The 25,993-nt window shown below is 53.4% G+C and carries 21 protein-coding genes and 1 tRNA gene; 8 read left to right on the top strand and 14 right to left on the bottom strand.

The features are described from left to right. The first annotated feature begins 48 nt into the window (after positions 1–48). The 3 genes from Enr10x_RS08475 to Enr10x_RS08465 all read left to right on the top strand — a co-directional run bounded on the left by Enr10x_RS08475 (position 49) and on the right by Enr10x_RS08465 (position 4,280). A complete protein-coding gene (locus Enr10x_RS08475; RefSeq protein WP_145448767.1) occupies positions 49–2,022 on the top strand; it encodes a sulfatase in 1,974 nt (657 codons plus the stop codon). Positions 2,023–2,288: 266 nt separating this feature from the next. Then, on the top strand, positions 2,289–3,368 hold the full coding sequence (locus Enr10x_RS08470) for a hypothetical protein (RefSeq protein ID WP_145448766.1): 1,080 nt from the start codon (positions 2,289–2,291) through the stop codon (positions 3,366–3,368). 48 nt (positions 3,369–3,416) lie between these two features. Next, the gene (locus tag Enr10x_RS08465; protein WP_145448765.1) at positions 3,417–4,280 is read left to right on the top strand and encodes a hypothetical protein; all 864 of its coding nucleotides are present in this window, start codon (positions 3,417–3,419) and stop codon (positions 4,278–4,280) included. Between the two features lie 37 nt (positions 4,281–4,317). On the opposite strand, the gene Enr10x_RS08460 is transcribed toward Enr10x_RS08465, so the two are convergent. From Enr10x_RS08460 to Enr10x_RS08445, 4 genes are all read right to left on the bottom strand, one after another. Next, on the bottom strand, positions 4,318–4,686 hold the full coding sequence (locus Enr10x_RS08460) for a hypothetical protein (protein ID WP_145448764.1): 369 nt from the start codon (positions 4,684–4,686) through the stop codon (positions 4,318–4,320). Between the two features lie 73 nt (positions 4,687–4,759). Further along, on the bottom strand, positions 4,760–5,500 hold the full coding sequence (locus Enr10x_RS08455; protein WP_145109295.1) for a methyltransferase family protein: 741 nt from the start codon (positions 5,498–5,500) through the stop codon (positions 4,760–4,762). A 335-nt stretch (positions 5,501–5,835) separates the two neighbouring features. Then, positions 5,836–6,249 carry an SMI1/KNR4 family protein gene (locus tag Enr10x_RS08450; protein WP_145448763.1) on the bottom strand — a complete coding sequence of 138 codons (414 nt, stop codon included), beginning with the start codon at positions 6,247–6,249 and terminating at the stop codon, positions 5,836–5,838. Between the two features lie 48 nt (positions 6,250–6,297). After that, entirely contained in the window at positions 6,298–6,726 is a 429-nt protein-coding gene (locus Enr10x_RS08445; protein WP_145448762.1) for a DUF5958 family protein, read from the bottom strand. A 399-nt stretch (positions 6,727–7,125) separates the two neighbouring features. Between Enr10x_RS08445 and Enr10x_RS08440 the strand changes: the two genes are divergently transcribed. Then, positions 7,126–7,866: a DUF6610 family protein gene (locus tag Enr10x_RS08440; protein ID WP_145448761.1), complete on the top strand. Its 741-nt coding sequence runs from the start codon at positions 7,126–7,128 to the stop codon at positions 7,864–7,866. An 89-nt stretch (positions 7,867–7,955) separates the two neighbouring features. On the opposite strand, the gene Enr10x_RS08435 is transcribed toward Enr10x_RS08440, so the two are convergent. The 7 genes from Enr10x_RS08435 to Enr10x_RS08405 form a co-directional block, all read right to left on the bottom strand. Continuing rightward, on the bottom strand, positions 7,956–9,326 hold the full coding sequence (locus tag Enr10x_RS08435) for an IS1380 family transposase (protein ID WP_145104163.1): 1,371 nt from the start codon (positions 9,324–9,326) through the stop codon (positions 7,956–7,958). 174 nt (positions 9,327–9,500) lie between these two features. Further along, the gene (locus tag Enr10x_RS08430; RefSeq protein ID WP_145109304.1) at positions 9,501–9,833 is read right to left on the bottom strand and encodes a hypothetical protein; all 333 of its coding nucleotides are present in this window, start codon (positions 9,831–9,833) and stop codon (positions 9,501–9,503) included. Between the two features lie 92 nt (positions 9,834–9,925). After that, on the bottom strand, positions 9,926–10,261 hold the full coding sequence (locus tag Enr10x_RS08425) for a hypothetical protein (protein ID WP_145448760.1): 336 nt from the start codon (positions 10,259–10,261) through the stop codon (positions 9,926–9,928). A 49-nt stretch (positions 10,262–10,310) separates the two neighbouring features. After that, complete coding sequence (locus Enr10x_RS08420; protein WP_197997534.1) at positions 10,311–10,700, bottom strand: ankyrin repeat domain-containing protein; 390 nt, start codon at positions 10,698–10,700, stop codon at positions 10,311–10,313. 56 nt (positions 10,701–10,756) lie between these two features. Further along, positions 10,757–11,134, bottom strand: coding sequence for a hypothetical protein (locus tag Enr10x_RS08415; RefSeq protein ID WP_145448758.1), 378 nt, complete (start codon positions 11,132–11,134; stop codon positions 10,757–10,759). Between the two features lie 23 nt (positions 11,135–11,157). Beyond that, positions 11,158–11,370 (bottom strand): hypothetical protein, encoded by a 213-nt coding sequence (locus Enr10x_RS08410; protein WP_145448757.1) that lies wholly within the window; start codon positions 11,368–11,370, stop codon positions 11,158–11,160. Positions 11,371–11,734: 364 nt separating this feature from the next. Further along, positions 11,735–11,947 carry a hypothetical protein gene (locus tag Enr10x_RS08405; RefSeq protein ID WP_145109320.1) on the bottom strand — a complete coding sequence of 71 codons (213 nt, stop codon included), beginning with the start codon at positions 11,945–11,947 and terminating at the stop codon, positions 11,735–11,737. A 265-nt stretch (positions 11,948–12,212) separates the two neighbouring features. On the opposite strand from Enr10x_RS08405, the gene Enr10x_RS08400 reads away from it, so the two are divergent. Genes Enr10x_RS08400 through Enr10x_RS08390 form a run of 3 tightly spaced genes read left to right on the top strand, consistent with a single transcriptional unit; the run spans position 12,213 to position 17,218 of the window. Beyond that, a complete protein-coding gene (locus Enr10x_RS08400) occupies positions 12,213–12,758 on the top strand; it encodes a sigma-70 family RNA polymerase sigma factor (RefSeq protein WP_197996032.1) in 546 nt (181 codons plus the stop codon). After that, positions 12,755–14,104 carry a FecR domain-containing protein gene (locus Enr10x_RS08395; protein WP_145448756.1) on the top strand — a complete coding sequence of 450 codons (1,350 nt, stop codon included), beginning with the start codon at positions 12,755–12,757 and terminating at the stop codon, positions 14,102–14,104. Before Enr10x_RS08400 ends, Enr10x_RS08395 begins: the two co-directional genes overlap by 4 nt. A 30-nt stretch (positions 14,105–14,134) precedes the next feature. Beyond that, positions 14,135–17,218 (top strand): WD40 repeat domain-containing protein, encoded by a 3,084-nt coding sequence (locus Enr10x_RS08390; RefSeq protein ID WP_145448755.1) that lies wholly within the window; start codon positions 14,135–14,137, stop codon positions 17,216–17,218. Positions 17,219–17,335: 117 nt separating this feature from the next. Here the strand turns inward: Enr10x_RS08390 and Enr10x_RS08385 are convergent. Further along, positions 17,336–17,420: transfer RNA gene (locus Enr10x_RS08385), tRNA-Ser, on the bottom strand. Between the two features lie 292 nt (positions 17,421–17,712). On the opposite strand from Enr10x_RS08385, the gene Enr10x_RS08380 reads away from it, so the two are divergent. After that, positions 17,713–18,366: an ATP:cob(I)alamin adenosyltransferase gene (locus Enr10x_RS08380; protein ID WP_145448754.1), complete on the top strand. Its 654-nt coding sequence runs from the start codon at positions 17,713–17,715 to the stop codon at positions 18,364–18,366. A gap of 11 nt (positions 18,367–18,377) precedes the next feature. Here Enr10x_RS08380 and metH read toward each other — a convergent pair whose 3' ends face one another. Together metH and Enr10x_RS08370 are read right to left on the bottom strand one after the other, a co-directional pair. Beyond that, positions 18,378–22,094, bottom strand: a complete 3,717-nt coding sequence (gene metH, locus Enr10x_RS08375; RefSeq protein WP_145448753.1) for a methionine synthase — start codon at positions 22,092–22,094, stop codon at positions 18,378–18,380. A 199-nt stretch (positions 22,095–22,293) separates the two neighbouring features. Continuing rightward, positions 22,294–25,845, bottom strand: coding sequence for a hypothetical protein (locus Enr10x_RS08370; RefSeq protein WP_145448752.1), 3,552 nt, complete (start codon positions 25,843–25,845; stop codon positions 22,294–22,296). Between the last annotated feature and the right edge of the window lie 148 nt (positions 25,846–25,993).

Here is a 25,993-nt window from a genome sequence, read left to right as displayed (position 1 = left end):
TGACAACTGATCTGGCCTGATTCACTGTGCTCACTCGAAAGGTCTTCCATGCATCGACTCTTACCTGTCCTGCTGTTTCTGTTTGCCCTGGGTTCGCTGTCTGCTTCTGCCGCGGAACCGCGACCAAACGTGGTCCTGTTTCTGGTAGACGACATGGGCTGGATGGACAGTGAGCCTTATGGTTCGAAGTTCTATGAAACACCGAACATGACACGACTGTCAAAACAGTCGATGCGGTTCACGAATGCCTACGCGGTCCCGCTCTGCTCGCCGACGCGGGCGTCGATTCTGACGGGACAGTATTCGGCACGGCACGGGATTACCAGCGCCAGCGGGCACCAGCCTCCGCGGCCGGCCGATTTTGAATATCTGCCGAAGACGGCGAAGCCGAACCAGAAGTTTCGAATGCCGATCAGCAAAAATTATCTGGATCCGGAGCAGTATACCCTGGCGGAAGCCCTGCGGGACGCCGGCTATCGGACGGGGCACTTCGGAAAATGGCACCTGGGATTAACGGCACCGCATCGCCCCGATAAACAGGGGTTCGAAACGGTCTGGCACTGCGCTCCCGATCCAGGGCCACCCAGCTATTTCTCTCCGTACGGTGTTTTCCCTGACGGGAAGCCGACCGGTCGTCATCATGTAGGAAATATCACCGATGGCCCCGAAGGGGAACATATTACCGATCGCCTGACCGACGAAGCCCTGAAGTTCATCGAAGCGCATCAACAGGAGCCGTTCTATCTGAATCTCTGGCATTATTCAGTACATGGACCGTGGCAGCACAAAGAAGCTTACACCAAAGAGTTCGCGAAAAAACAGGATCCGCGGGGCGAGCAGAAGAATCCGGTGATGGCTTCGATGCTGCAGAACGTGGATGAGAGTCTGGGCCGAATTCTGGACAAACTGGACGAACTGAAACTGGCTGAAAACACGCTGTTCATCTTCTATTCCGATAATGGCGGGAATGCGCACAGTTGGAGCAGTGAGGACCCCAAGATCCAGCGGATTACAGAAAAGCATCCCCTGTATGCAACCGTCAAGAGCTATCGCAAATGGGCCGGAGGCGAGCCGCCGACCAATAATGCCCCGTTGCGGGAAGGGAAAGGCAGGATATATGAGGGAGGCCAGCGGGTGCCGCTGATGGTACGCTGGCCCGGGCACATCCAACCGGGCACGACCAGTGATGCCATCGTTGGTCCGATTGACCTGTATCCTACGATTCTGGATGCGATGCATGTCAAACAGTCGGACGCACAGATCATCGACGGCGAATCGATTCTGCCGGTCCTGAAACAGAAGGGGGATCTCCAGCGAACCGCGTGGTTCACCTGGTTCCCGCACCTGATTCCTGCGGTTTCAGTGCGTCAGGGAGACTGGAAGCTGATCCGCCGGTTTGAACCCCACCCGAAGTACCCGGAAGTCCGCGAGCTCTACAATCTGACAGAGGACATCGGGGAGACAAAAAACCTGGCCGCGACGCATCCCGAGAAAGTGAAAGCACTCGACGCGCTGATTGATCAGTTCGTCAAAGAGACCGGTGCGCTCTATCCGCAGCCGAACCCGGACTATAATCCCCGATCCACGGCAGGTGTTCCCAAGCGGGGGCCGACACAGGGACTGGTGCCCAAGTTTTCCAAGCTGACACTGGTTGATGGGGCGGCGCGGATGGAAGCCGACGGCCGGACTCCGTTTCTGGGGACCGCCCAGGTCAAACATCGGGGACCGATGACACTGAAGCTGCGTTTAAAAAGTCCCCAGGGAGGTGCGGGAAAAGTTTTGTGGAAAACGTGGCAGCAAGAGGACTTTCCCAAGACCGGTCAAACCGTGAACTTTGATCTGAAAGCCAACCCGGACTGGCAGGAAGTGGAAGTCCCCCTGCCCGTCGAGGGGATGAGTGGCATTATCCGGCTCTACCTGCCCGTGCAGGAGGGCCCGATTGAGATCGGCTCGATTCAATATCGTTCGGCGAAGACAAATCGCCCCGTGCGGGTCTGGGATTTCAGCAAGGTGAAGGGGTGAGCACGTTTTACGGGGCCACATAACGAAATGCAATCGTGGTGAATCCCTCTCCGGGCGCATACTGCGTCGTTCGCACAGTCCTGTTGCGCCCTGATGTACCATCAGTCACCAGAGGATTCCCTATCCCAGGACAGGTAGTTTCCTCCCCCCGGTCATGCTTCCCCTCTCAACAGCAGCGTTTATAATGCGAAAAAGAGACACTGGCATCTTGTTTCAGGAAAAGATTCACAAAGCTGAGCCCCCTGAGCAACAGAAAGGGCAAAGTGATGCGTTGCATATCTGGAAAATTGTTTCTGGCCGTCTGTGTTTTGGCCTGTTCCCCCTGTGTGTTTGCTGCGGATCAGGAACGCGATGAACAATTCAAGATCAGTTTTGTGCGGGGATATGATGTCGCTTCTGTCTTGCCAGACTCGGACTACCAGGCTTCGATCAAAAGAATGTTTCGGGGGGAGGAAGTCGAGTTTTACCTGCAGGACGGAGGTTATACTGAAACTGGACTGTTGCCGATCATCAAGTCGTCCAACATTTTTTATATCAACACCCATTCGGGCGACAGTGAAACTGAAGAAACGCAGGTGATCAAAGTCAAGCTGCCGTCGGGTGGAGATCCCAGTCAACAATATCTGACCCCGGATGAAATTCGCGCAGCGGTCGGCACCGACGGGGGCCCGAAGCTGGTGATCATCAACGGCTGCAATACCACGGATTATCACCTGGGGAATGCCCAGCGAATCGACCGCCGTCTGGCCACCGGCTTCGGAATTGGGCCGAATGCCAAAGGGAGGGCTTACCTGGGCTGGCAATCCAAGGTGGTTGCCGGGGCTGCTGACAAATACCTGGCTGATAAACTGCTCAAGGCCTGGACGACTGCCGGTTATCAAAATCATTATCCCACGCTGAAAGAAGCACATGAAAAGGCGGGCAGGTATTCGGCAGTGAACAGGCTGAATATCGTGGGGGATGCCAATTTACGGTATGACTTCATTCGCGGATACATTGGAAAGGTTCCCATCAAAGGAGTCTGGAAACTCAAACCGCCCGAGGACCCGGAAAAGCAGAAAGATCTGGCCATGTGGCTGGCATTGCGGTTTGTTTTGACAGGACAAGGCAGGATTTATGCTTATTCCCCCCTTGATGCCAATCTGAAATCGACGGGCCTCAATTACTGGCGACTGGATGGAGACTATACGACTCCCCAGATCACACTCATTCAATGCGATGAGAACGGCAAGAGGCTACAGGTATTTTCTGCACCGTTGTCAGTGAATCCAGATTCGCCGAATCGGATCGGTCTGGTTTCCGGCGAGGATACACTGTGGTTCATCCGCGACCGGAATACTCGCTGACCAGAAACTCGGTGTTCCATTTCTTACAGCTGTCTTGAGAGGAACAAGATGATTACGACAAAATTAAATGCTCAACTGCGTCTATTCGGCTTTGTCCCCCTGGCAGCCAGCCTGCTTTTCGCTGGAATGATGCTCATTAGTTCCCCGGCGAAGATCAGTGCCGCTGATGATACTGCTGCGAAGACAACAGCCCCCGAATATTTTTCGGCTGCCGGAATCAAAAAGCTGCGGCGGAAAGCACAACAGCTGGCAATGGTTCCCGAGCGAACGCCGAATGGCTGGTCCAAGAGCCAGGTGGATCCAGCGAACATTGTCGTGTTATTCAAGCCCCTGCGGATCAACAGGAAATACCAGTTAAAGGCTTATCAGTTCAAAGAGGACATGAACGGGAATGGTGTGGTGTGGGCGATGCCGGTCGGGTCCACGTTTCCGAACCCGAATGCGCTGCTGCAGGGCGGAGGCACCCTGTTTAAATCCCCCAAGCCCGGTATGGCGCTGGATAATGTCATGGAGGCCATCGAAGGAGACCGTTCTCTGAAATCGTACCTGCTGGCTTCGATGCTTAAACGCGAGCTGGACGAATTCGGCGCGATCTGGCATGGTGCCCGCTGGTCGATGCATACCGTGCTGGATGCCGATCCCTGGCAGGGTTCCGGGCCGACGGATATGGATGATCCCCTGGAGTTTCCCTCACGACCTGCTGCCAACTGGAAGTGGAAAACTCCCAGGCCGACGGACTGGCGTCCAACGGTCACGATGAAAGGAGATGTGGCGACAGTTAAGTTCTACACATTCAGTCCGCTGGGGAAAGAGGCGATCTACGAGCATATTGACGTCTATCGCCCGGGCGAATACCGGTTCGGCACTGAAACCCGGAAGATCGCTGAAGGACCGAGGCAGCTTGCGTTTTAAAAGAGCAGTATAGGCTCAGATGGGCACCGGACGCGTCTCAGGTGCCGACGACGGCAGGCCGCATGCGTTTGAAGAGCGCTTCTAATGTCTCATGGTCGGGTGCGGCGAATGGGTAGAGGCGAGTGGCATTGCGCAGGATTTCAAAGACATCTGCCACCAGTTCCTGATCTCCGCCACGCAGTGAGCACCCGGCGAAGACCTGAAAGAAACCATCACTGTTTTCGATTTCCTCAAAGAACTGAGGGGGCTTGTCATCTGTAATCCCGACCAGGATCACTTCATGAACCGGGTGCTCTAACTTCACGGTTTGAAATGCGTCCAGCAGTGGCTGGAATCTGGTATCAATCCTGTCCATGGCCCGGGAGAAGGTCCGGTGCCGCGCGTTGGTACTGAAACTGAGCTGCATGAGAAATCCTTTTGTCAGCAGCGGAGGGTGATTTGATTTTTGTCCTATGATAATGATCCGGTCCCGATTCCGGTCACCTGCCCTCTTCGGACAGGCAGCGGGTGCACTTATGGAGCACCCGGACCGCGACGAAGGTCACGCCTGTGAGTGCTGCCAGATAGGGCCAGAAGGTACTCAGTTGGGCCTGACCGTCTACGTGCCAGTGTTCGAGCAGTTCCAGAGTGACGAAGACCAGCATGGCTCCCACGAAGGTCAGGTATTCGCGACGCACCACGGTGCGGACTGAGAACTTGAGTGCGGGTCTCTTCCAGTTTTTGAGGTTGGGAATAAAAGCCGGTGTTCGTTCTGCCCAGGCGGTGAATTCTTCACCGAATTTCCCACGCAGGAAGGCTTCTTCGGTCATCATAATCCGTTCGTAATAGAGCCAGAAAGCCATACAGAAAACGGCGAGCAGCCAGCCATCATGGAAGAACATGGCCCAGCCCAGAGCGATCAGGAAGTTGCCCAGATAGAGCGGATGGCGGCAGACTGCATAAATGCCTGTGGTATTCAGACTGTCGGCGACCTGTTTTTTTGTATTGCGTCCGGAAGTACCACTGGGGACAAAGCCCGCGACCAGCACACGCACCAGCAGGCCCAGCAGGGTCACGCCGATGCAGACCAGTTCCCAGATTTCCTGAAAATCGTGTCGTCCCCAGGGCCGTTCAAAGTTCGCCGCCGCGAATACCAGCGGCAGCAGCAGAACAGCCGGCAGATAGCTCCGCCAGCGAAACAGCCACTGTCCACTTGTCTCAAAATGATTCTTCAATTCCATGATTCGTTACCCTGCTCTGTGATGTGATATGTGTAATTCTGACGCGGCTCAGTATGTCTGCCAGTCGTAAAGTCCGAAAACCTTAGTAATTGAAGTTAAAAAAAGAGAAGTTGGACGTTGGATCAGGCCGCCTGGAAAGCGATTTATCATCGACGAGATGCAGCAAAAGACAGATCTCAGGGAGCCTCTGGCCCATCCCGGTCATTGACGCCTGAACGCAAACTGGTTTTCTGACAGACATTACATGCCGCGGGTTTTACTAAGACCTTAATATTAAGTCAAGAGGTGATTTTCGGGTGGGGAAAGTGTTGTCAGATCTTTCTTTTCACCGTCAGCTAACGGAGAGATCTTAGAAACTCATTAAAGTCTCTTGCAACAAAGTGGAGCAGATTATTGTTGCGATCCAAGAGTACAACAGCAAAGTCCTGATTACGATCCAGACAGATTAAATAGTCCCCTGAATCACGACCAATGGGAACAAACTGCTCTGCCACACCACTGAGCGACGGAAGATATGCTAAGATGCCATACTCATAGTTTTCATCATTCGTGAAGCGAAAAAACTCGCTCACACAGGTTGTTTGTTTTCCATAGTCGAACTCACAGACTTCCGGTTCCGGCTCATGGTTAAACCGCATCAGCTCATAATAACTTTCAGGCAGGCGGCAACCGATCTTTTCTTCAACGAACGCGATCATTTGATCAGTCACGTCACTGTTTTGAATCAACCTCAGCTGTATGTATTCCATTTTTTGATTCTTATCGTTAATTGCAGCCGAAAAAACGACGAGTCCCCATCAATGTTGTTCTCTGATTGACAGTAAAATCTCTTCGTTTGACAGATCCTGGTGCCACCAGTGCCGACAATGTGTACCGCAGAGTTCCCGGCGGCGTTGATCGGCGATTTTGAATAACGCCATCAGCAAACGAAAGAGCTTCAGATATTCGGCTGACGGAAGCTGAAGAGCCCTCGAGCTCGCCTCCCGCAGTTTACCATGCTGTAACATGACACAAGGTGTGAAAGTCGGTTTCAAGCCCGCGTGTTCAATGGCTGGTAAGACGTCTGCTGGAGTGGGGCCCGCCTGCATGCAGATATAATTTAACTGATAGAGAACGGATTTTTGCTCTGCAGCCTCCAAACCGGCGAACCACGCCTCTCCCTCGGCGTCGACAATGACGCCCTGGCGTATCTGGTTGAGCTTGATTTCGTTGTCTAAAGTCTGCAATCAGAATCCCTCACTAAATGATTCGTGATCATGTGAAAGCCAGCAATCGCACGGCATTTGAAAATTTTGTCATCAACTTGATGTGCCAGTTCCGCTAATTCTGCTCTTAATCGATTTAAAGCATATCAGAGTGATTTATTATGATGTGAATGACCCCTTTTGGGGAAATAAACTTATGGACAAGGTTGCAGAAAATATTTTATCTGCAGTAGAAAATCCTGAGGAAGCAGTGCTGAAAAGGCGACCAGAAGTAAATTAATTCACGAACCCAAAATACTCGATATATTTCTAATTTCTTAATCAACAAGTTCATGCAATTAAATAGCTTCTAATTGAGTTGCTACAGGTTAAATCTTGTTTTTGATGAGTTAGAAATTAGATAGATAAATTTTTTGCAGAATGGAAATTCTCAAATTTGTCGCTCACAGTAAAAAAGCGATTGGTATAGCACTAAAATATGGGTGGCACCCAGCTGCGCGTTATACAAACATGCGCGATGTAAAAACATTTAAATTTAATTCAATTGGTTTCTTAGACATTGATTGGAAGAACTATAATTTTAAACGCCATGTGGAAATAGCAGCCAAGCTGAAGCCCAAATTAACCATTGCCAGGGATGTTGAATGCATTTTTCATCTTGATGAGATCATAAAGGAAGCGGAGTGCTTACTTAATTATTCTGATCACGTTGCTATTGTACCAAAAGACCCTAAACTCAATGGTCGCTTAAACGAGTTAATACCAAGTGAGTTTCTTTTGGCATATAGTGTTCCCACAAAATATGGCGGAACTAAAGTGACCGTTGAAAGTTTTGATAGACCCGTGCATCTGCTGGGCGGTCGGCCTGATGTTCAAAGACGCTTGGCAGATACTCTTAAAGTATTTTCGATTGATTGTAATCGATTTACATTCGATGCAAAATTTGGTGATTACTTCGATGGGGATACTTTTCGGCCTCATCCAGACGGTGGATATGAAAATTGTTTAAAAGCTTCGATTAAAAATATTAATCCGAGATTTCCCATATGGATCAGCCTGAAACCACTCCAGGCATGGACTTTCTTTGATTGTAACCACTGCGGTCCCCCGTGTCTAAAACAAAGTGATTTTTCGCCACTTTTGTTGTGCCTCTGTTGTTGAGATCCGGAAATTGCTGCCCGAGCGAATCATTTTTCAGTAGTCAACACGGTTTCTGCGCAGACTTTCTCTGTGAGGAACCCCGTTTTTCGCTATTTGATATACTTCCGCTTCACGTCATGCGTGACCGGCGGCGGAATTGCCAGTCGTGCAATCCGATCAAGAATTGCGGCGAACAATCTCCGTGGCACAGCCACTTCGGCCAGTTGAAAGAATACGTACTTGGCATGCCGGGTTACCTTGGCCCCAACCTTGACCAGCTTCTCCCGCAGCGTCGTCAGCGACCAGTTCTGTATAGGCTTGGGCAAGGCCAGCCGCCGCAGGAAATTGCCGAGGTTATAAGCTAAGGCGAACAGTTGCAACCGAGCTTGGTTGTCTTTGAACGTCCGGCAGGAGAGCTTCGTCCATCTGACGGCGTTCTTGCCTTCCTTGATCCACTGCTCGGCGGTGCCCCGACCGTTGTAGAACTTCACGACGTTCTTCGAGTGCTGGTTCAAGTTGGTCACGATGAATCCAACACGCGGGAACAGTTCGCCTGCGTGCCACTCAACTTTGGCCACCACGCGACGCGATCGCTGCCATGATTTTGCTTGATATTGGAAGCTGTGATAACAGACCTTGGGCTTGTGGGAAGGCCGTCCGACCGGACGGGTGAGCAAATGCGAGATTTCCCGCTCCAATACGGCGTTGGCTTTGAGGCGAATGGCGTAACGATAGTCTGCTTTCTCCAGCACACGATACAGCGCTGGAATGGCGAACGCCGCATCGCCGCGGAAGAACTTCGGAATGTCCAAATGCCGATACCGTTCGATCACCGGCAGTAGCACCTTCCGCCAGTATTTCGCGCTGGCCTTGTTGCCACGCCGCAGCATCGCGTACTCCAGATCACCATGCTGGTTGAACAGAAACAGCGGATGGTAACAGAGGCATGCAAAGTGGCCGTTGTAGGCCGCGCCCTGTTGCCGGCCGTAGGTCTCACTGACCGAGCTGTCCAGATCCAGGATGAGTTCTTTGAGCGGTCGCCGCCGGTGGAGGTTGTTGATCCAGCGTCCGGAGAGCTTCATCAGTGCCGTGAGATTGCGCTGCGTGCTGAGTATCTGCGTCTCGAAACGGCCCACCTCGCTGCTTGACGCCGCTTGTTTATCCGGCTGACTCGCCCTTCCGCCAACCACGTGGCGTAGCACCGGGTCCACACACAAGCGCTCAGCGTCATTGACATCTTCGTAGCCTGCCAGTCGGCTGTAGATCGACTGACGCAACAGCGGCACGAGTTGGTGCTGCTTGTTGCGGCCCGGGCGTGAATCGCTCAGCACATCTCCGCCCATTTCCGTCAGACCGAGCGCTGCATCCAGTTCCCGATAGGCCAGTAGTCCCGCATCGGTGGTGACCTGACTGCCGCAGAACTTCAGCTTCAATCGGCTGTCAAAACTGACCCGTAAATCCTGGTTTTGGCTGTCACCCATCAAGTTCCCCTGTCAGCATGGCATGAATTGGCAGAATAACCTTGTTTTGTAGGGGTGTGGCGCAAATTACGTGCCAAAGTGTAGGAAGTCATCTGGGAAATGCGGGCTTAAATCTTTCCACAGCCATCCATGTGAATTGAGAGTCATCCAGCATCCCACAGTGCTGCAGGGAAGTCAGAGGATTCTTCCAAACTGACGATCCTCCGGAAGTTGCCTGGCCAGGAGCATTCCGAAATATTTTTCCATTGTTCTGCAGTGTGACACCAGAACATCAGGCTGATCACAATAAGGTACTTCTGCTTCCAGCGCATACGGATATACATAAAGGATGGAAGCGGTCTCTTTTGCTACCAACTGTTCCGGCTGATGTGCTTCCAGCACCTTAATCATCGTCTGTTCAATCTTAGCAAGTTTTGCTTGCTGAACCTCTCTGATTGTTTTCAAGATGAGCAAATTATCATAAATGAGTTGACACAGTTTTTCCTCAAGTAGATCTCTATCCTCCAAAATGATCTTCTCCGATAAACCAATCGCCTACGCCTCTTCCGCCACAGGCCTTTCGTTTCACCAGCATACTTTCTCTGACTGTACGACAACACCTAATCGCAGAATACCATGATTCCTTTTCCCTGATTCAGGGCGTCGCGGAACATCTGCTCCAGAGTGAATACAGGTAAGCTGCGATTGTAGTTCGGAATCTCGAATCCTGGTACAAGAGTGGGAAGTGATTCCTGTATCAGTTTCAAAGTACGTTCCACCTCAAAGGCATCCAGACGTGAATCTTCGAAGAAGGACAGACTGATTCCCTGCTCTTCCAGAATCGTCCACAGCGCAGCAAGTGACTTCCACTCTTGGAGAGACAGAGCCCCCAGTGCCGCTTTCTCCGGAAATTCCGACGGTTCGTCTCCATCAGCAATCAGGTAAAAATCCAGCATAATCAACGCCCCTGTCTGTTATCGTTCTTCCCCGAACTCCCCCATTGCATTAATCGCGTTGATAATCCAGTAAATCAATTATGGTTTCGATGTCGTTCCGGCGCTCTGCATCCCAGCAGTCCGCGGCTGTGTTGCCCCACGGATCTTTCCAGTCCGGGTCGATTAACTGCAAGGCATAATCTTGCGCACATTTACCAAACGAATCAACAATCGTTTTGTCAGCCCCGTGATAGAGCAATAATCGAACCATTCGCAGGATCGCTTGCGGGGTTGTGTGATCCCCATAGTCATCTGGCATCACAGCAAACATGAGAGGGGTGAGCCCTTTCTGATTCACAGTATTGACATCCAGCCCCGCGTTCAGGATCGCGCGGGTATTTTCGATACTGTAACGATCGCTGACAGCCCATATCAGGTCATTGAGGGTATACTCTGGCATTGGGCCATTCATTTTCCAGATATCGATTCTCGTAACACGGAAGAGACGAATGCAGATCAGTACGCGGGGGAGATCCTGTTCAGTCTTCCCGTTTGGGGATTCACACTGAAGTGCCAGTCATACCAACCGTCGATCTGACCATCCGTTGAGCCAGCCACGACGGCGATCGGCACCTGACAATGATCCGTCAGGTAGGAAAAAGCAAATCCCTCTGGCGGGGGAACACGGAACAACATCTGTCCTGTATAATCATACGCCGATAAAGTATCGGGACAGGCTTGCTCTCCCGTCAGAATCAGTACGAGATCCTGGGAATCATAAAGCTTGACCTGCTGTACTGCGGAAAGAATCAGCTTCGCCCAATGTGAGCCGGATTTCCATTCGACTGTTCCGGGAGAGCCCGGTGTGAATTGCAATTCTTCAATGAGACTCATACCCGAACGACCTTCTTTCAGTTCTAACCTTCCAGCCAGTAGTCAACCTGCGGATTGAAGCGGGTCATCGTACATTGCAGAACTTCAGCCTGCTGCTGATTATCGTCGGGAACAACCATGAATGCGACAAAAACCTGACCATCTTCATTCTTCCATACAAATCTTGCCATGAATTCGTTTGCTGCCTGCTGTTCATCATGCATGATCTTACCTTTGCAGCAGATTTGCTCGTGCATACGCCGTTCTGCCCCACAACAGACTGAATTCAATCAATCAAAACACTGTCTCCGTAGGGTGACTTCACTGGAATCCAACTGTTTGAGTCCCCTTCTGATACCGCTTAACGATTTTCATCTACAGCGGTGAGTTTCTTTTTCATAAAATGGATGGTTTCGTTTCTGAACCTCCAGGCGGACTGGCACACAGACTCTGCTGCTGACGTTAAATTGACTCGAGCAAAGAGACAATTATGAATGATTTCCTTTTCCTTTTCGCTTGTTGCGAACTCTGTCCGGTATTTCCACAGTGGCTAGCTCCTGGGGATGATGTTAACCCGACTTTGAAACCAGCGGCAGGTGCAGATTCGCTCTGTGGTGGATTTCATTTTGTCAAATGGCACAGGGGGAGCAAGACAAATATTTGTCCCCATGTGGCCAGATTGTGTCCGGTTTTTGTCCCCATTGTGTCCAAATTTGGCCAGATTTTGTCTCGATTTGGCCTGATCAGAGGGGGAACAATCAGAACCGGTTTGATTTGTTCCGGTGAAATGCTGGTGAAAATAGTTGGAAATTCAGGTGCAGCTTCGTCACTCATTCGTCGTGTTCCGGTGCACGCAGTATTGCCTCGCGCGCGAGCCACATTTGGACCACCATACGATTCGGAGGGAGCGGATCAAGTTCAATCTTTTCAGTTTCTGAGACAAAAGTGAGCTGAAATCCAGGAAGTCGATGCTGGCCAGTGAGCAGGATGGGGCTTTTTCCTCTGTGATGGTAATTTATTTGAGAAATATCCGTTTTCCAGTGAAATTGTCGTGGAATTCGTCAGGATGCCTGTATTTCCTTGCAGACGGAGAACCAAAATGAACCAAAACGCCCCCCCACAGGCAGAAAATGAATCCGAGCAGCATGTCCGGCTGATCGCCCAGGCACAGCGCCGGCTTTACGCCTTCATTTTCGCTCTCGTGAGGCATCCGTCTGATACGGATGACATTCTGCAGGAAACAAATGTGGTTCTGTGGCGGAAACGGGCGACATACGAACCGGGCACCAATTACTTTGCCTGGGCGTTTACGATTGCCCGCCTCCAGGTCATGTCACATCGATCAAAGTCGGCCCGCAGAGGGCTGACATTCGACGACGATTTGCTGAACAAGATCGCGGAGGCTGCCAGTACCGAATCCGAACAGTACGACCGTCGGAATGCTGCGCTGCAGAACTGCCTGCAAAAGCTCACTGCCTCTCAGCGCGACCTGATTTCCCGCCGCTATCAGCCGGACGGAGCCGTCAATGCGTTGGCTGCCGAGATTGGAAAAACCTCCAAAGCGGTCTCGGCAACATTGCGGCGTGTGCGGGATAAACTGCGTGAGTGTATCGAACGAACCCTGGCTGCGGAGACGCGTTCATGAAAGCGTTTACGCAGCCGGAAGAATGGTCGATTCTTCTCAACGCAATGGCAGAAGACGCACTGAGCGGGGAACAGGAACTCCGGCTGATGGAACTCCTGAAAGCCGATGCGGAATTTCGGACAGAGTATGTTCGCTTCTGTCAGCTGTTGACTCAATTACACTGGCAATCTGATGTCGAATCGGAAGATTTCTCGTCCGCGGAGAGAGAGGTTTCTCTCGTCCAGGAAGTCCGCCCCTTGAGGCGCTGGTGGACTGTTTCACTGGCACTGGTCCTGTTACTGGCAGTCAGCATCGGCTGGTTTACCTGGAAGGGACCGGTTGAAGAGGCCCCCGGAAAACTAGTCCGAGTTTCCGGACGGGTAGAAATCTTGCGAAACAAACAGGCTCCCTTGTGGATCTCTCCCGATGAACTCATCCGTCAGCCTCAGCCGCTCCAACCAGGAGATCGTCTGCAGACCGGGCGAGGTGGCGCCGCGACGGTCCAACTGCTGGATCAGACCCGCATTCAAATCCGACAGGAATCAGAGGTTATCGTCCATCCCCCCTCCACCGGCGGAATTCTTGTTACGTCGGGCAGTATCAGTGCGAAAGTGGCACCCCAAAGTCCCCGAAATCCACTGACTTTTTTCCTGCCCCATGCGGAAGTGCAGGTGCTGGGAACCGAATTCGAATTGCTCTCTCTCCCTGAGCAGAGCGCGGTCGCGGTGCTGGAAGGGAAAGTGCAGGTCACGCGGAACACCGACGGATCGAAGAAGCTGGTCTCAACCGGACAGTTCCTGCCGGTGACCGAATCTGAGCCCCTGTCTGTAGTAGACTGGCCGCGCCCTGCGGACGAATGGAGCGTTGATTTTGAACGTGGGGTTCCGGTGGGCTGGCAGGGGCGTCAGCTGGATCATTCGCTGCCGAATGATTCCCGGGGCGGCATCAAATCCGTTTCCGTTCATGAGAATCTGCAGGTCATCCAGAAGATTCAATCGCCACTGGATCCATCCGGTCTGTTTTTCTGGCATGAAGATTCCCTGCTCCACCTGAGATTCAAAGTACAGCCTCCCGGCTGGTTTCATATCTATCTGCGTGCGAGAACCTATGAAGATCCCCGGCCTGCATTGACTTACTGCTACGTCGATCTGAATCTCTGGCAGACTCAGCCCGGCGAATGGAGGACGGTGAGCATTCCGCTGTCCGAATTTCGTGCGCAGACCAATCGACAAAACAAACCGACACTGGGTCGTATTCCCCTGCAAATCTTTTTCCGTGGTGAAAGTGAAAACAATGACAATGGTTTCATGATCGATCGCATCTGGGTCACTCGTGGGGACAGCCCCTCCCCCGTCCCCTCACAATGATGTTCCATTTACTAATGGCATGAGGTAAGCATGAGATATCAAATCGGCATCCAAAGCGTGTTCCTGTCCCTGGTTCTGGGGCTCATCTCCCTGCAGGGCTGCAGCAGTACAAAGACTGACCAAGAGTCGCCTGCACCCCAACCTGATGTGACAGCCAGCCCCAGTGAGGAACCTTCTCCACAGGAGGCGCAGCCCAGCCAGCCAGTCCCTGTTACTCAGGCGATATCGAAATCCGCTACAACTCCGGAAGTGATTGAGGTGCCGACTCCACCCTCGGTTGTGATTGCCCAAGCTGATACTTCACCCAAAATCGGCCCTGGCTACTATAGCGGGAAGCAGGACGCCGTGATTTATTCTGCTCCCCGTGTCGAAGAACTGAGTGTGTCGGCGGATGGACGCTACGCTGCTGTGAGTCGTCACATCAATGCCGAGGGATCACTGTTACAGGTCTGGGACCTGCAGTCCGGAAAGGTGGTCAAGGAGTGCTATGAACCGCTGGGCGTGACAACGGTGGCGTTTTCGCCTGACAGTCAGCTGCTGGCTTATGGAGCGCGGGATCGTACGGTTGTGCTGCAGCCGTTACCGGAGGGGCCTGCGCAGCGCCGGGTAAAGCACAATTTGTCAATCGGGGGACTCGACTTTTCGCCAGACGGGAAACTGCTGGCCAGCCTGGGGCACGACAATCAACTCTTCATCTGGGATGTGGAAACCGGAAAAGTGATTTCTGAGGCCATCGATGGGAAGGGACGCTTTGCCTCTGAAGTCCATTTCGTAGCGCCGGATCGTCTGTGGACGCTGGGAACGGACGACAAACTCCGCTGGTACAACTTTACGGACAATAAGCTTGTTTACCAGAATGAAGTCACACTGCCGGAACACACCTGGATTATGGCTGCTGATGATGACAATCTCTTTGGTCGGTTCCCAGATTCCAGTCTGCACGTACTCGCAGCATCCACAGGGAAAGACGTCATGCCGCCCCCCTTCCAGCCAACTCTCCCTGAGAAAGGTGGGTTGAAGCCAGAACAAAGGATGAGCAAAGTCGCCGTCGCCTCGCAGTCACATGATTTTGCCTTTGCGACAGCGGATGGAACACTTACATTCGGAAATCAAACCAGGCCCGGACAATCAGATCAAGTGAAACTCGAAACTTTAGTGACCGCCATGGCGACCGATCAGGAGGGACGGTCCTGGGTTATTGCAACAGGGACCGGGGACTTGCTGGTCATCAGCGGCGAGCGAACGTCTGAGCCCCGCTGGTTAGAAAAGCAGGAGACCAATCATCCCCTGGTTGCCCCGCGATTCAGTTCAGACGGCACGCGACTCGTTTCACTGAAAGATGCCAACCATGTCATCAGCAAGCACATCGAAACCGGCCTGGTAGAGCAGCAGATCCCCTTCCCTGAATCGAAAACGATAAACGACAAAAACCATGTAACCACGGTCCTGTCTGCTCCCCACCAGATTTACTGTGGAACAAGCACGGGCAAGGTAGAGGTATTGGATTCAAAGACCTCTGCTGTGACAGCGACCATCCCGGTCTCCGAAACTGGGTCGGCCATCACATCACTGGCACTGTCTCCCGATGGCAAACAGTTACTGGCAGGTGATGCGGTCGGGAACGCGATCTGGATCAATCCTGGGAGTAAGGCGCCACCGGTTTCACGACAGGCGCATAAAGGACGCGTGAGGGCGGCAACGTTCTCCCCCGATGGTCGTTGGGCTGCCACTGCCGGTGAGGGTCACTCTGTTGTGATCTGGGATGTCGGACTACAATCCAAACGCTCCATTCAGCAAGGTCATGACAATGTCGTTCAGGCACTGGCTTTCAGTCCGGACAGCCGCTGGCTGGTCAGTGGTGATCGAGAGGGAGCCTTCCGGATCTGGGACGCAGAGACAGGCCTGCAGGTCTGGAATCTAGCATTACGTGATGCCAGATCACGAAGATATGAGTGGCCTGCGATGACCGAGATTTTGAAATGGCCGGACGCCTACCCAGACGAGGGAATTACGTCGATCGCATTCAATCCGGATCAGCGCGTCCTGGCAATCGGAACGGTCAGCGGATATCTGCAGACCTTTGATCTCGTCCATTTTCGTGAACTGTCCACAGTCTTCACTCGCGGTCCGATCAGTGACCTGAGATTTGCCGAGGACAGTTCGTCGCTGCTGATTGCCAATATTCCCGGAGAGGTGATCCGCTGCTGGCAGTCTCCAAAACCGCCTCAAATGCTGTCGGGCCACGATGGCTATATCCGGTTTGCGGCGCTCGATGAATCGGGAAAGCGAGCCGTGACTGGCGGCCATGACAAGCAGCTCTGTGTCTGGGATGTCGATCAGGTCAAAATTGTTCAAACGCTGGACAACAAGGAAGTGGTCTCAGCAGGTGCCCTTTCACCGGATGGCCAGCGCGCCGTCACCGTTGGTTTCGGGAGCGGGGTGATCTTCTGGGATTTAGCGCAGATGAAGCGACTCGACAAACGCTATGGACATCAGGCGCGCATCTGGGATGCGGACTTTTCCCCGGACGGGAAGGAAGTCGCTACGGGATCGGAAGACAAGTCCGTCAGGATCTGGGACTTCGAGACGCGGAAGACACGAATCAAGATCCCCCATGAGAGCGCTGTCCACTTTGTGAGATTTTCGCCCGATGGTCAGCAACTGCTGACCAGTACCAGCAATGAGCGTGGTTGGAAATTTCCCGGCCGATTCCAGCTCTGGGACGCCAGCAACGGGAAGCTGCTGACGGAGCTGAAAGGTCATCGCGCCAGTGTCAACAGTGCCGTGTTCAGTGAAGATGGAACTGAAATCACATCCTGCGGCGCAGATGGTCAGGTCTGCAGATGGGATGCTGCCAGCGGGAAGCAACTGAGCAGCTTAACGCGTCGAAACGGCCTCTCGCATGCATACACACTTCCGGGAAGCCCGTTTCTGATCATGTTACGATTCAGCAATGGGGTGTTCATTGATGATGCTAAATCACTGAAGCGGCTGTCGGAATTCAACGTCCCGACACGGACGATTGGTGATCTCAATGTCTCGTCGAAAAGCAACCGAATCATCGCCGGTACGTCGGAGGGACGCGTCTTTGTCTGGAGTATTGGCGAAGAATAACCAGACCGTTATCGTACAACATTGCGGCGTGTTCTGCCCGGCGATACGAATGAGGATGACAAAAAAATGGCTCGCCCCCCATGTTTTTTCAGGATACGAGCCATTTTAGATTTAAAGCGGAGAGGGGGGGATTCGAACCCCCGGTACCTTGCGGCACGCCGGTTTTCAAGACCGGTGCATTCGGCCACTCTGCCACCTCTCCAGAAGCCCGAAATTCCTGTAAGGCTTGGGCTTCGGTCGAAGTATATATTCTGTCTCCCGGCTTGTAAAGTCACATTTCGAGGCTCCAGACGGGTTGAAAGCGGGATCGCCGGGACTGATTCCTGCTGTAACGGTTTTTTCAGTTTTGTTTTCTTGATCCTGTGATGAAAACCCTGTTTTCCTGCTGTTCTGACTCTGTGAGAATGCTAAAACTGACTATGATTTTAAGTGAAAAACGGGAATATCGAGTGCGATTTTCCTGAGGTCCACAGAACAGAACAAGGATTGACACCATGGGGGCGCGCGGTAAAGTGCATCTGAATATGATCGTCACCAAAACCGGGGACGCGGGCGAAACGTATCTCAACGACGGCTCGCGGGTGGCCAAGGCATCACCCCGCATCCGGGCGCTGGCAGCGATCGAACAGATCGCGGTCAAACTGGGTTATTTTATCTTTGCCTGCGATCAGGATGTGCTGCATCTCCCTCTGTCCGAGGATGTGACCTGCCAGTTGAATCTGACCGAGCTGGCGCACTCCTTTCAGCAGGAGATGTACGATCTGGGATCTGACGTGAGCACCCCCTTCAAGGAAGGCGAGACCGAGGGCCGGTTTCCACTGAAGAAAGCGGAAGAGATCACCGCGCTGATTGGTGAGCTGATGCCGATCCTGGAGCCGCTGGATTCGTTCATCCTGCCACAGGGAAGCCTGCGGGTTCTGATTTCGCACGACATTCGCACCATGATCCGCGAAGCGGAACTGATCGTCTGGGAGATTGAAGATCCGGTGAACCCGGCCGTGTGTCAGTATCTGAACCGGCTCTCCGATTTCTGGTTTGTCTTCAGCAGGATTCTGCAGTACGAAGAACAGCGTTCTGACGAGATTGAAATCAAACTCTGGGAACCGCACCAGCAGCATTCGCGCGGTATCTCAATCCGCAAAGCGTAGACCGTGGACGCTCATTTGCCGTTCTCATCCAGCAGAACGGGACGCAGCCAGCGGGTGAGTTCCTCAAGACTCATCTGCTTACGCGCTGCCAGTGATTCGAGCTGGTCTTTGTCGATCTTACCGATGTGGAAGTACCGTGATTCCGGATAGGAGAGATACCAGCCTGAAACCGCAGCGGCGGGGGACATCGCGAAATGATCGGTCAGCGTCACACCGATTTCAGAGGTCGCATTCAGCATCTTGAACAGCGTGTCTTTTTCGGTGTGGTCGGGACAGGCCGGGTAGCCGGGCGCGGGACGGATGCCCGTGTACTGTTCCTTGATCAGCGATTCATTATCAAAGGTTTCTGACGGTGAATAACCCCAGAATTCCTTACGGACCCGTTCATGCAGATGTTCGGCGAAGGCTTCGGCCAGACGGTCGGCGAGGGCCTTGACCATGATGCTGTTGTAGTCGTCGTGGTCTTCCTGATATTTCCGGGCCAGTTCTTCGGCCCCAATACCAGCCGTGACAACGAAGCCGCCGATATAGTCGATTTTTCCGCTGTCTTTCGGAGCAACAAAATCCGCGAGCGACATGAGTGGCGCCTCTTCCTGTCCCCGTTTACGGATCTGCTGACGAATGTGATGCAGTCGGGCAACGGTGTGCTCACGATCTACGTTATCGTAGACTTCGATATCGTCGCCGTTGACGCGGTTGGCCGGCCAGAAACCGATGACAGCCCGGGCGGTGAGCAGCTTTTCGTCGATGATTTTCTGCAGCATGGTCTGGGCATTATCGAACAGGTCGCGGGCGGCTTCGCCGATCACGTCGTCTTCGAGAATTTTCGGGTATTTGCCCACCAGATCCCAGCTGAGGAAGAAGGGAGTCCAGTCGATGTATTTCACCAGATCTTCCAGCGGGTAATTATCAAGAACCTGAGTGCCGGTAAAGCCGGGGGCAGGTGGAGTGTAAGTCTCCCAGTCGATCTGTAGCCCCTGCTTGACAGCATCTTCGTAAGGCACGGGGGCCCCCTGCGGTTTGCGGTTGGCGACCCGATCGCGGACCTCGACATATTCCGCTTTGATCTTCTGGACGTACTTTTCGTGCTGCTCGTCAGAGAGAAGCGAGGTTGCCACGCCGACTGCACGGGAGGCGTCTGGCACATAGACGACCTGATTCCGCTTGTACTGCGGCTCGATCTTCACAGCAGTATGGGCTTTGGAGGTCGTCGCTCCGCCGATCAGCAGTGGAAGATTCATCTCCAGTCGTTCCATTTCGCAGGCGACGGTGACCATTTCATCCAGTGAGGGAGTGATCAGACCGGACAGGCCGATGATGTCGCATTCCTTTTCCCGGGCGGTCTGCAGGATCGTTTCACAGGGAACCATCACGCCAAGATCGATGACCTCGAAGTTGTTGCACTGCAGTACGACGCCGACAATGTTCTTGCCGATATCGTGCACATCCCCTTTGACGGTCGCCATCAGGATGCGCCCGTTGGGCTTGCTGGCTTCTGTTTTTTCTTCTTCGATGAAGGGTTGCAGATAGGCGACGGCCTGCTTCATCACGCGGGCTGATTTCACAACCTGCGGCAGAAACATCTTCCCTGCTCCGAACAGATCGCCGACGACATTCATGCCGTCCATCAGCGGACCTTCGATCACATCCAGTGGACGGGGCAATTCCTGGCGGGCTGCTTCGGCGTCTTCGATGATGTAGGTGGAGATCCCCTTCACCAGTGCATGTTCGATGCGTTTGGTGACCGGCAATTCGCGCCAGGACAGGTCTTCGGTTGTTGTGCCACCGGTCTTGCCGTCTCCGCGGTATTTTTCGGCAATCGCCAGCAGGGCTTCAGTTCCATCCGGAGTCCGATTAAGGATAACGTCTTCGACTTTGTCCTTAAGTTCTGCGGGCAGATCGTCGTAAACGGCCAGCTGGCTGGCATTCACAATTCCCATATTCATGCCGGCACGAATCGCATGATACAGGAAGACCGAGTGAATGGCTTCGCGGACAGGATTATTGCCGCGGAAAGAGAAGGAGACATTCGAGACGCCCCCGGAGATGCTCACGTGCGGCAGATTTTCGTGAATCCAGGCGGTCGCTTCGATGAAATCGACGGCATAATTATTATGTTCTTCGATCCCGGTGGCGACGGCGAAGATGTTCGGATCGAAAATAATGTCCTGCGGGGCGAAGTCGAGCTTGTCCAGAAGCAATCGATAAGAGCGTTCGCAGATTTCTATCTTGCGCTGTTTCGTATCGGCCTGCCCGTCTTCGTCGAACGCCATGATGACCACGGCAGCCCCGTAGAGCTGGCAGAGGCGGGCCTTCTCCAGAAACTCCGCTTCCCCCTCCTTCAGACTGATCGAGTTCACGATCGGTTTCCCCTGGATGCATTTCAGGCCGGCTTCGATGACGTCCCATTTCGACGAGTCGACCATCACGGGCACGCGGGCGATTTCGGGTTCGGTCGCAACCAGATTCAGGAACGAAGTCATCGCGGCGACGGCATCGAGCATGCCCTCGTCCATGTTGACATCCATGATGTCGGCCCCGTTCTGGACCTGCTGCAGGGCGACTTCGAGAGCTGTATCGTAATCGGATTCCTTAATCAACCTCTTAAACCGGGCCGAACCGGTGACGTTACAGCGTTCGCCTACATTCACGAACAGACTGTCTTTGGTGATGTTGAGCGGTTCCAGTCCGGAGAGCCGCAATGCCGGTTCGATTTCCGGGATCTGTCGCGGCTGTTTGCCTTCCATGGCCTGGGCGATGGCTTTGATGTGGGCCGGAGTCGTACCACAACAGCCACCCAGAATATTTAAAAACCCGCTGTCAGCGAACTCTTCAACGATAACAGCCATCTCGGAGGCACTCTGATCGTATTCCCCGAATTCGTTAGGCAGGCCGGCATTGGGGTGAGCCGAAACGTAAGTATCAGAGACACGCGAGAGCTCTTTCACATACTGGCGGAGTTCCTGTGCCCCCAGGGCGCAGTTCAGGCCGATTGAGAAAGGTCGGGCGTGAGCCAGCGAGTTCCAGAAGGCTTCCGTAGTCTGCCCCGACAGGGTGCGCCCCGAGGCATCGGTAATCGTCCCGGAGATCATGATGGGGAGTTCGATATTTTCCCGCTGGAAGTAGGTGCGGACTGCAAATACGGCTGCCTTGGCATTCAGGGTATCAAAGATGGTTTCGATCAGCAGGAGATCGGTCCCCCCCTTGACCAGGCCATCGATCGATTCCAGGTAGTTTTCGACCAGCTCATCGTAGGTCACATTGCGCGCTCCCGGATCATTCACATCGGGAGAGATCGAGCAGGTTCGACTCGTGGGGCCCAGGATACCAGCAACCCAGCGGGGTTTCTCCGGATTGGCGGTCGTGAATTCGTCGGCCACTTCACGGGCCAGTTTTGCCGACTCGTAGTTCAGCTCATAGACCAGATCCTCCATCTCGTAATCACTCTGGGAGAGTCGGGTCGCGTTAAAGGTATTGGCCTCGATGATGTCCGCACCGGCTTCGAGATATTCACGATGAATCCCGCGGATAATCTCGGGCTGTGTCAACGACAGGAGGTCGTTGTTGCCGGCGATGTCCATATGGTAGTCAGCGAACCGTTTGCCCCGATAATCGGCTTCCTTGAGTTTATGGTTCTGGATCATCGTCCCCATGGCCCCGTCCAGAATCAGAATCCGTTTCTGGACAGCAGCGTAGAGGGCTTCGATTCGAGCGGCACGGTCGGACATACTTCTAAAAACCTGTACTTTTCACTGATGGTTTGAATGCGGTGTGAGAATTCGCTGATCCCGGCAGCATCCATCGCCGGAAAACGCTGTAAATTACGACACCCCATGCATTACTGACACGAGATCAGGGGCTCAGGGTGCGCAATGGCAGCCGGCATTCTAACAGATCAGTACAAAAGAAATACAGCAGGCCCGCCGCTTATTTCGCGGTCCCTTTTAAATCTTTTGTGGGCTCGGCTCCGATCGAACCGACCAGTTCTTCGAGGTAAGCGGAAGAGCTGACGTGAGCCAGTTGTTCCTCGACCCATTTGCGACGTTCAGGGATCTGCAGCCGCACGACTTCCCGGTCGTAACCGGGCTGGACACTGAACTGATCCAGATATTCCAGGTGCCGTTTGAGCAATGCCACTTCGCGTTCCTGACGGGCCACCAGCCGCTCCTGATACCAGTCGCTCTGCAGCAGGTTCTCCCTGGTAAACAGGGAACGGACTTCCGGGTCGTGGATGGTGTGTCCCTGCCAGTTCCCGTGTGCCATGATGGATAGAATTGCCTGCAACGGAGGGCAGGCCTCTTCATAGCCACCATCTTCGAAATACTGCAGGGCGACCCGCTGCTGGGCTTCAGCGATGTGCTGGATACCGTCCACGAAGGATTCGAGATCCTGCTTTTCCGGCTTGAGGATTGTTTCGTCAAAGACAGACGCCGGATTATCAAAGACACGCCCGAAGAATCGCAACAGGAACTTGTAGGTGATGCGATAACCGAGACGGCTGGCCGGGATCTCAACGCCCTGATGTTCGAAGTCTTTGATCGGCTCCAGCAGTCCTTCGCTGATGAGGAATTCAGGCTGACGCTCTTCGGGCTTCATCCGACACCAGATTTCCGGAATAAGCAGACTGATATCATGGTCCACCCGCACATTGGGGCCGATATGACCTGCCGCTGTTGAAAATCCAGCGTAACCCGTCAGGATGTAGCCAACCAGTGCACTGTTGAGATCTGCGGAAGGACGGAGCGCGTTGAACGGCCCTTTCGTCAATGCCCCTTCACTGCCGGCACCTGTTGTCGAAGGACTTTTCCCGGTCAGAGAGCAGACGAAGTCCATGAACAGCTCAGGCAGTTCCTGGTAATGGATGGGCGAATAGACGGCCAGGCTGCGGATGCCCTTTTCTTTCTCCGGCGGATTGTTGCGACGCCCGAGCATGACGGCATTGACAGGGTTATGGACCGGCTGATCCGCGGGTATAGCCCGGAACAGGCGCGTTGCCGTTTTTGCCACGTAAGAATTGAACGGCTTGACCAGATCAGGGCGGATCTGCAGGTAACGTGGATTTTTGGTCGGTTTCCCATCAATCTGACGCGGATTGGCTGAACAGACGACATAACTGCTGTTCGATTCTTCCGCAGCATGCAACATCTCCTGCATCGGTGGACTGAAGGCGTCGAAATCAACGACGTACTTACTCATCTCCCTGACCTGATCAATGCTTAACGGCTCGAAGTTGGAGATGAAGTTCCCCGGCTTACTGAGATCCAGCTCAGTCTGTTTATCCAGACCGCGAATGATCGCATCGTCGGGCCGCTGGAAAAGTCGATATTCACTGTTGATGACAAACTTGCAACTTTCGCCCGTCTCCCCTTCCGCCAGATAAGGCAGATCTCGCGACGGGACTACGACCGAGGCGCTGATGTCGTCTTCGGTCTGAATTTTCATCGAAGCGATAAAGTCCTGACGAACCTTAAATGTCCGCCAGCCGGACAGTGAAAACAGACCGACGCGCAGATAGGTTCCAACCAGCTTCCGCTCGCGGTACTTCAACTCGTGACCGTGAGTGCCATTGACGATATCCACGCCGAAATGACTGTCCCAGTCTTCTCCCCAGCTGGGCCAGTAAATACGCTTGATAATGAAGACCAGGGCCAGAATATGATCGGGAATCGAGTTCAACCATTCATTGAATTCCGGAGTATAGGCGGGGGATGGTGTCAGCAACTTAATCACACTCCCCAGCGAGCGATTCAGATCGAGCACGCTTCGGCTGGGCCTCAGATCAGGGTGCCCCTCCGGCAGCGGTTCGAGCCAGCGATCGGAATAGTCTTTCTCAATGATTTCGCGGACCGCCTCCATGTCTTTCTCGTAGTTCGAGACAAACACGGGTCCGTAGAGCATGTAATCCTGAATCGATTTACTGATTTCACTTTTTCCACCACCGGAAACCGTACACGGTTTGTGGCAGAAGATTCCCTCACCGGTGGTACCGACAATTCTCCAGGAGGGAGCAGCCGGATGCTTTTCCATTCGCAGATGGTAACCCGAAGGAGCCATGTAGACCTGGCCGGGCAGCAGCGGAATCGAATGCTCTGTGCCTCCCCGGGTCCAACGAATGCACTGCTCAGGGAGACTGGCATAGGCATCTTCCGGAATGTAAATCAGTTCCGGATAGACACGGTCAATGCCGTAGCCCTCGGGTTGTCCGTCGATATGATCTCCGTAATCCTGGATCACATCGTCAAAGGTGCGACCATTATAGCGGACGCTGTTGACCTGAAAGCCTTCGCCCAGATTGTAACTGGGATAGGCCATGGTGCCACCCGCGTGTTCTTCCTCGGCATTGCCAAACAGATTGGCCGAGTAGCTAATCTGGGTCTTGACCTCTTTCTTACAGTAACCGAAGTAGTTGTCCGCGATCAGGGTCACGATGACTCCCTCTTCGGTGCGACAGGTCAGCTTGAATGCCATCCCGTCGTTGTAAAGTTCGTCTTCCGACTTCCAGCACATGCTGTCGCGCTGCTGGCGTTCGGTCGCATCGTCCCAGTGCGGCAGGCCGAGCTCACGTTTTGTCAGCTTCGTCAAGTGCGGCGCCAGGATGACCGCACCGGTGTGACCGGTCCAGTGCATGACATCCAGGGCAGCATCATGTGTGGGAACAAAAGGATCGCCGGCATTACCAAAGATGGATTCTACAAAATCCAGGTTACTGACGAGCGTCCCGGGAGCGAAGAACCGGACTTCCATCCGCTTTTCAGGTGTCACCCCTTCCACTTCAGGGCAGACAATCGGTCGGAGCAGCAACGAAGCCCAGCCCGTGGCGGGTTCCGTCTGTTCGGAAGTAAAGGGGAAGAGTTTCAGATCATCGGGTGGCGTCATGGCATGCTGGAACATTTTGACGAACGTCGCCCGCGGTACAGAACGCTTATCTCCCGGAACCGGCAAACCACCTTCGGTGACATGGAAGGTCCCCACGGTGGTGCGGCGGTCGTGCTTGGGATTATGCAGCACCCCGTTTTTCACACGGTAAGACTGCACCAGGTCGCTGTGATATTCATCCCCTTCGATGGGTAACGATAATTCCCGCGCAAGACCAAAACGGTCGAGAATCAGAGTCCGGGCGGGAAGTTTTAATTCTGCACCGCCGGGAACATCGCTGAAATGCGTCTGCAGAAAGTTTTCAATGCGCTGATCAACGGGGCATCGTTGATTGACCAGCAGACGATTTTTCTGGCGATGGTTTTCCAACAGTCCTTTGGCAATATCTGCAAAGGTACGATCTGCATCTGTTAACGCAGCCGGATAACCGTTAGCGATCAGCTGCAGATTCAGATACCGCAGAATCTCATCACGGTCTTCATTGCAGGTGGCGTTGCCGTTGCTGTCCAGGCCGAGTGCCTGATGAAACTGTTCGCTGGAATCCTGTGTACCGACTTTGAGTGACCTGGGAGGTGTAATCCAGGGTACTTCGCTGCTAAACATATTGGATTTACTTCTGGTAAAATGAAGAAATGTCGAAAAATCGCTGATCTTCTTTTGAGCGCACTGAGGGCGGGTGATGAATGATTTTGGGCGCGAGATCATGAGCCTCAGTCAGAAGTGCAGTATATTGTAATTTACTGGAACGTCA

This window comes from Gimesia panareensis, assembly GCF_007748155.1.
GTDB classification, from domain to species: Bacteria; Planctomycetota; Planctomycetia; order Planctomycetales; family Planctomycetaceae; genus Gimesia; species Gimesia panareensis.
Note: the sequence above shows the minus strand (reverse complement) of the source record. Positions and strands in the feature narration are given on the sequence as shown.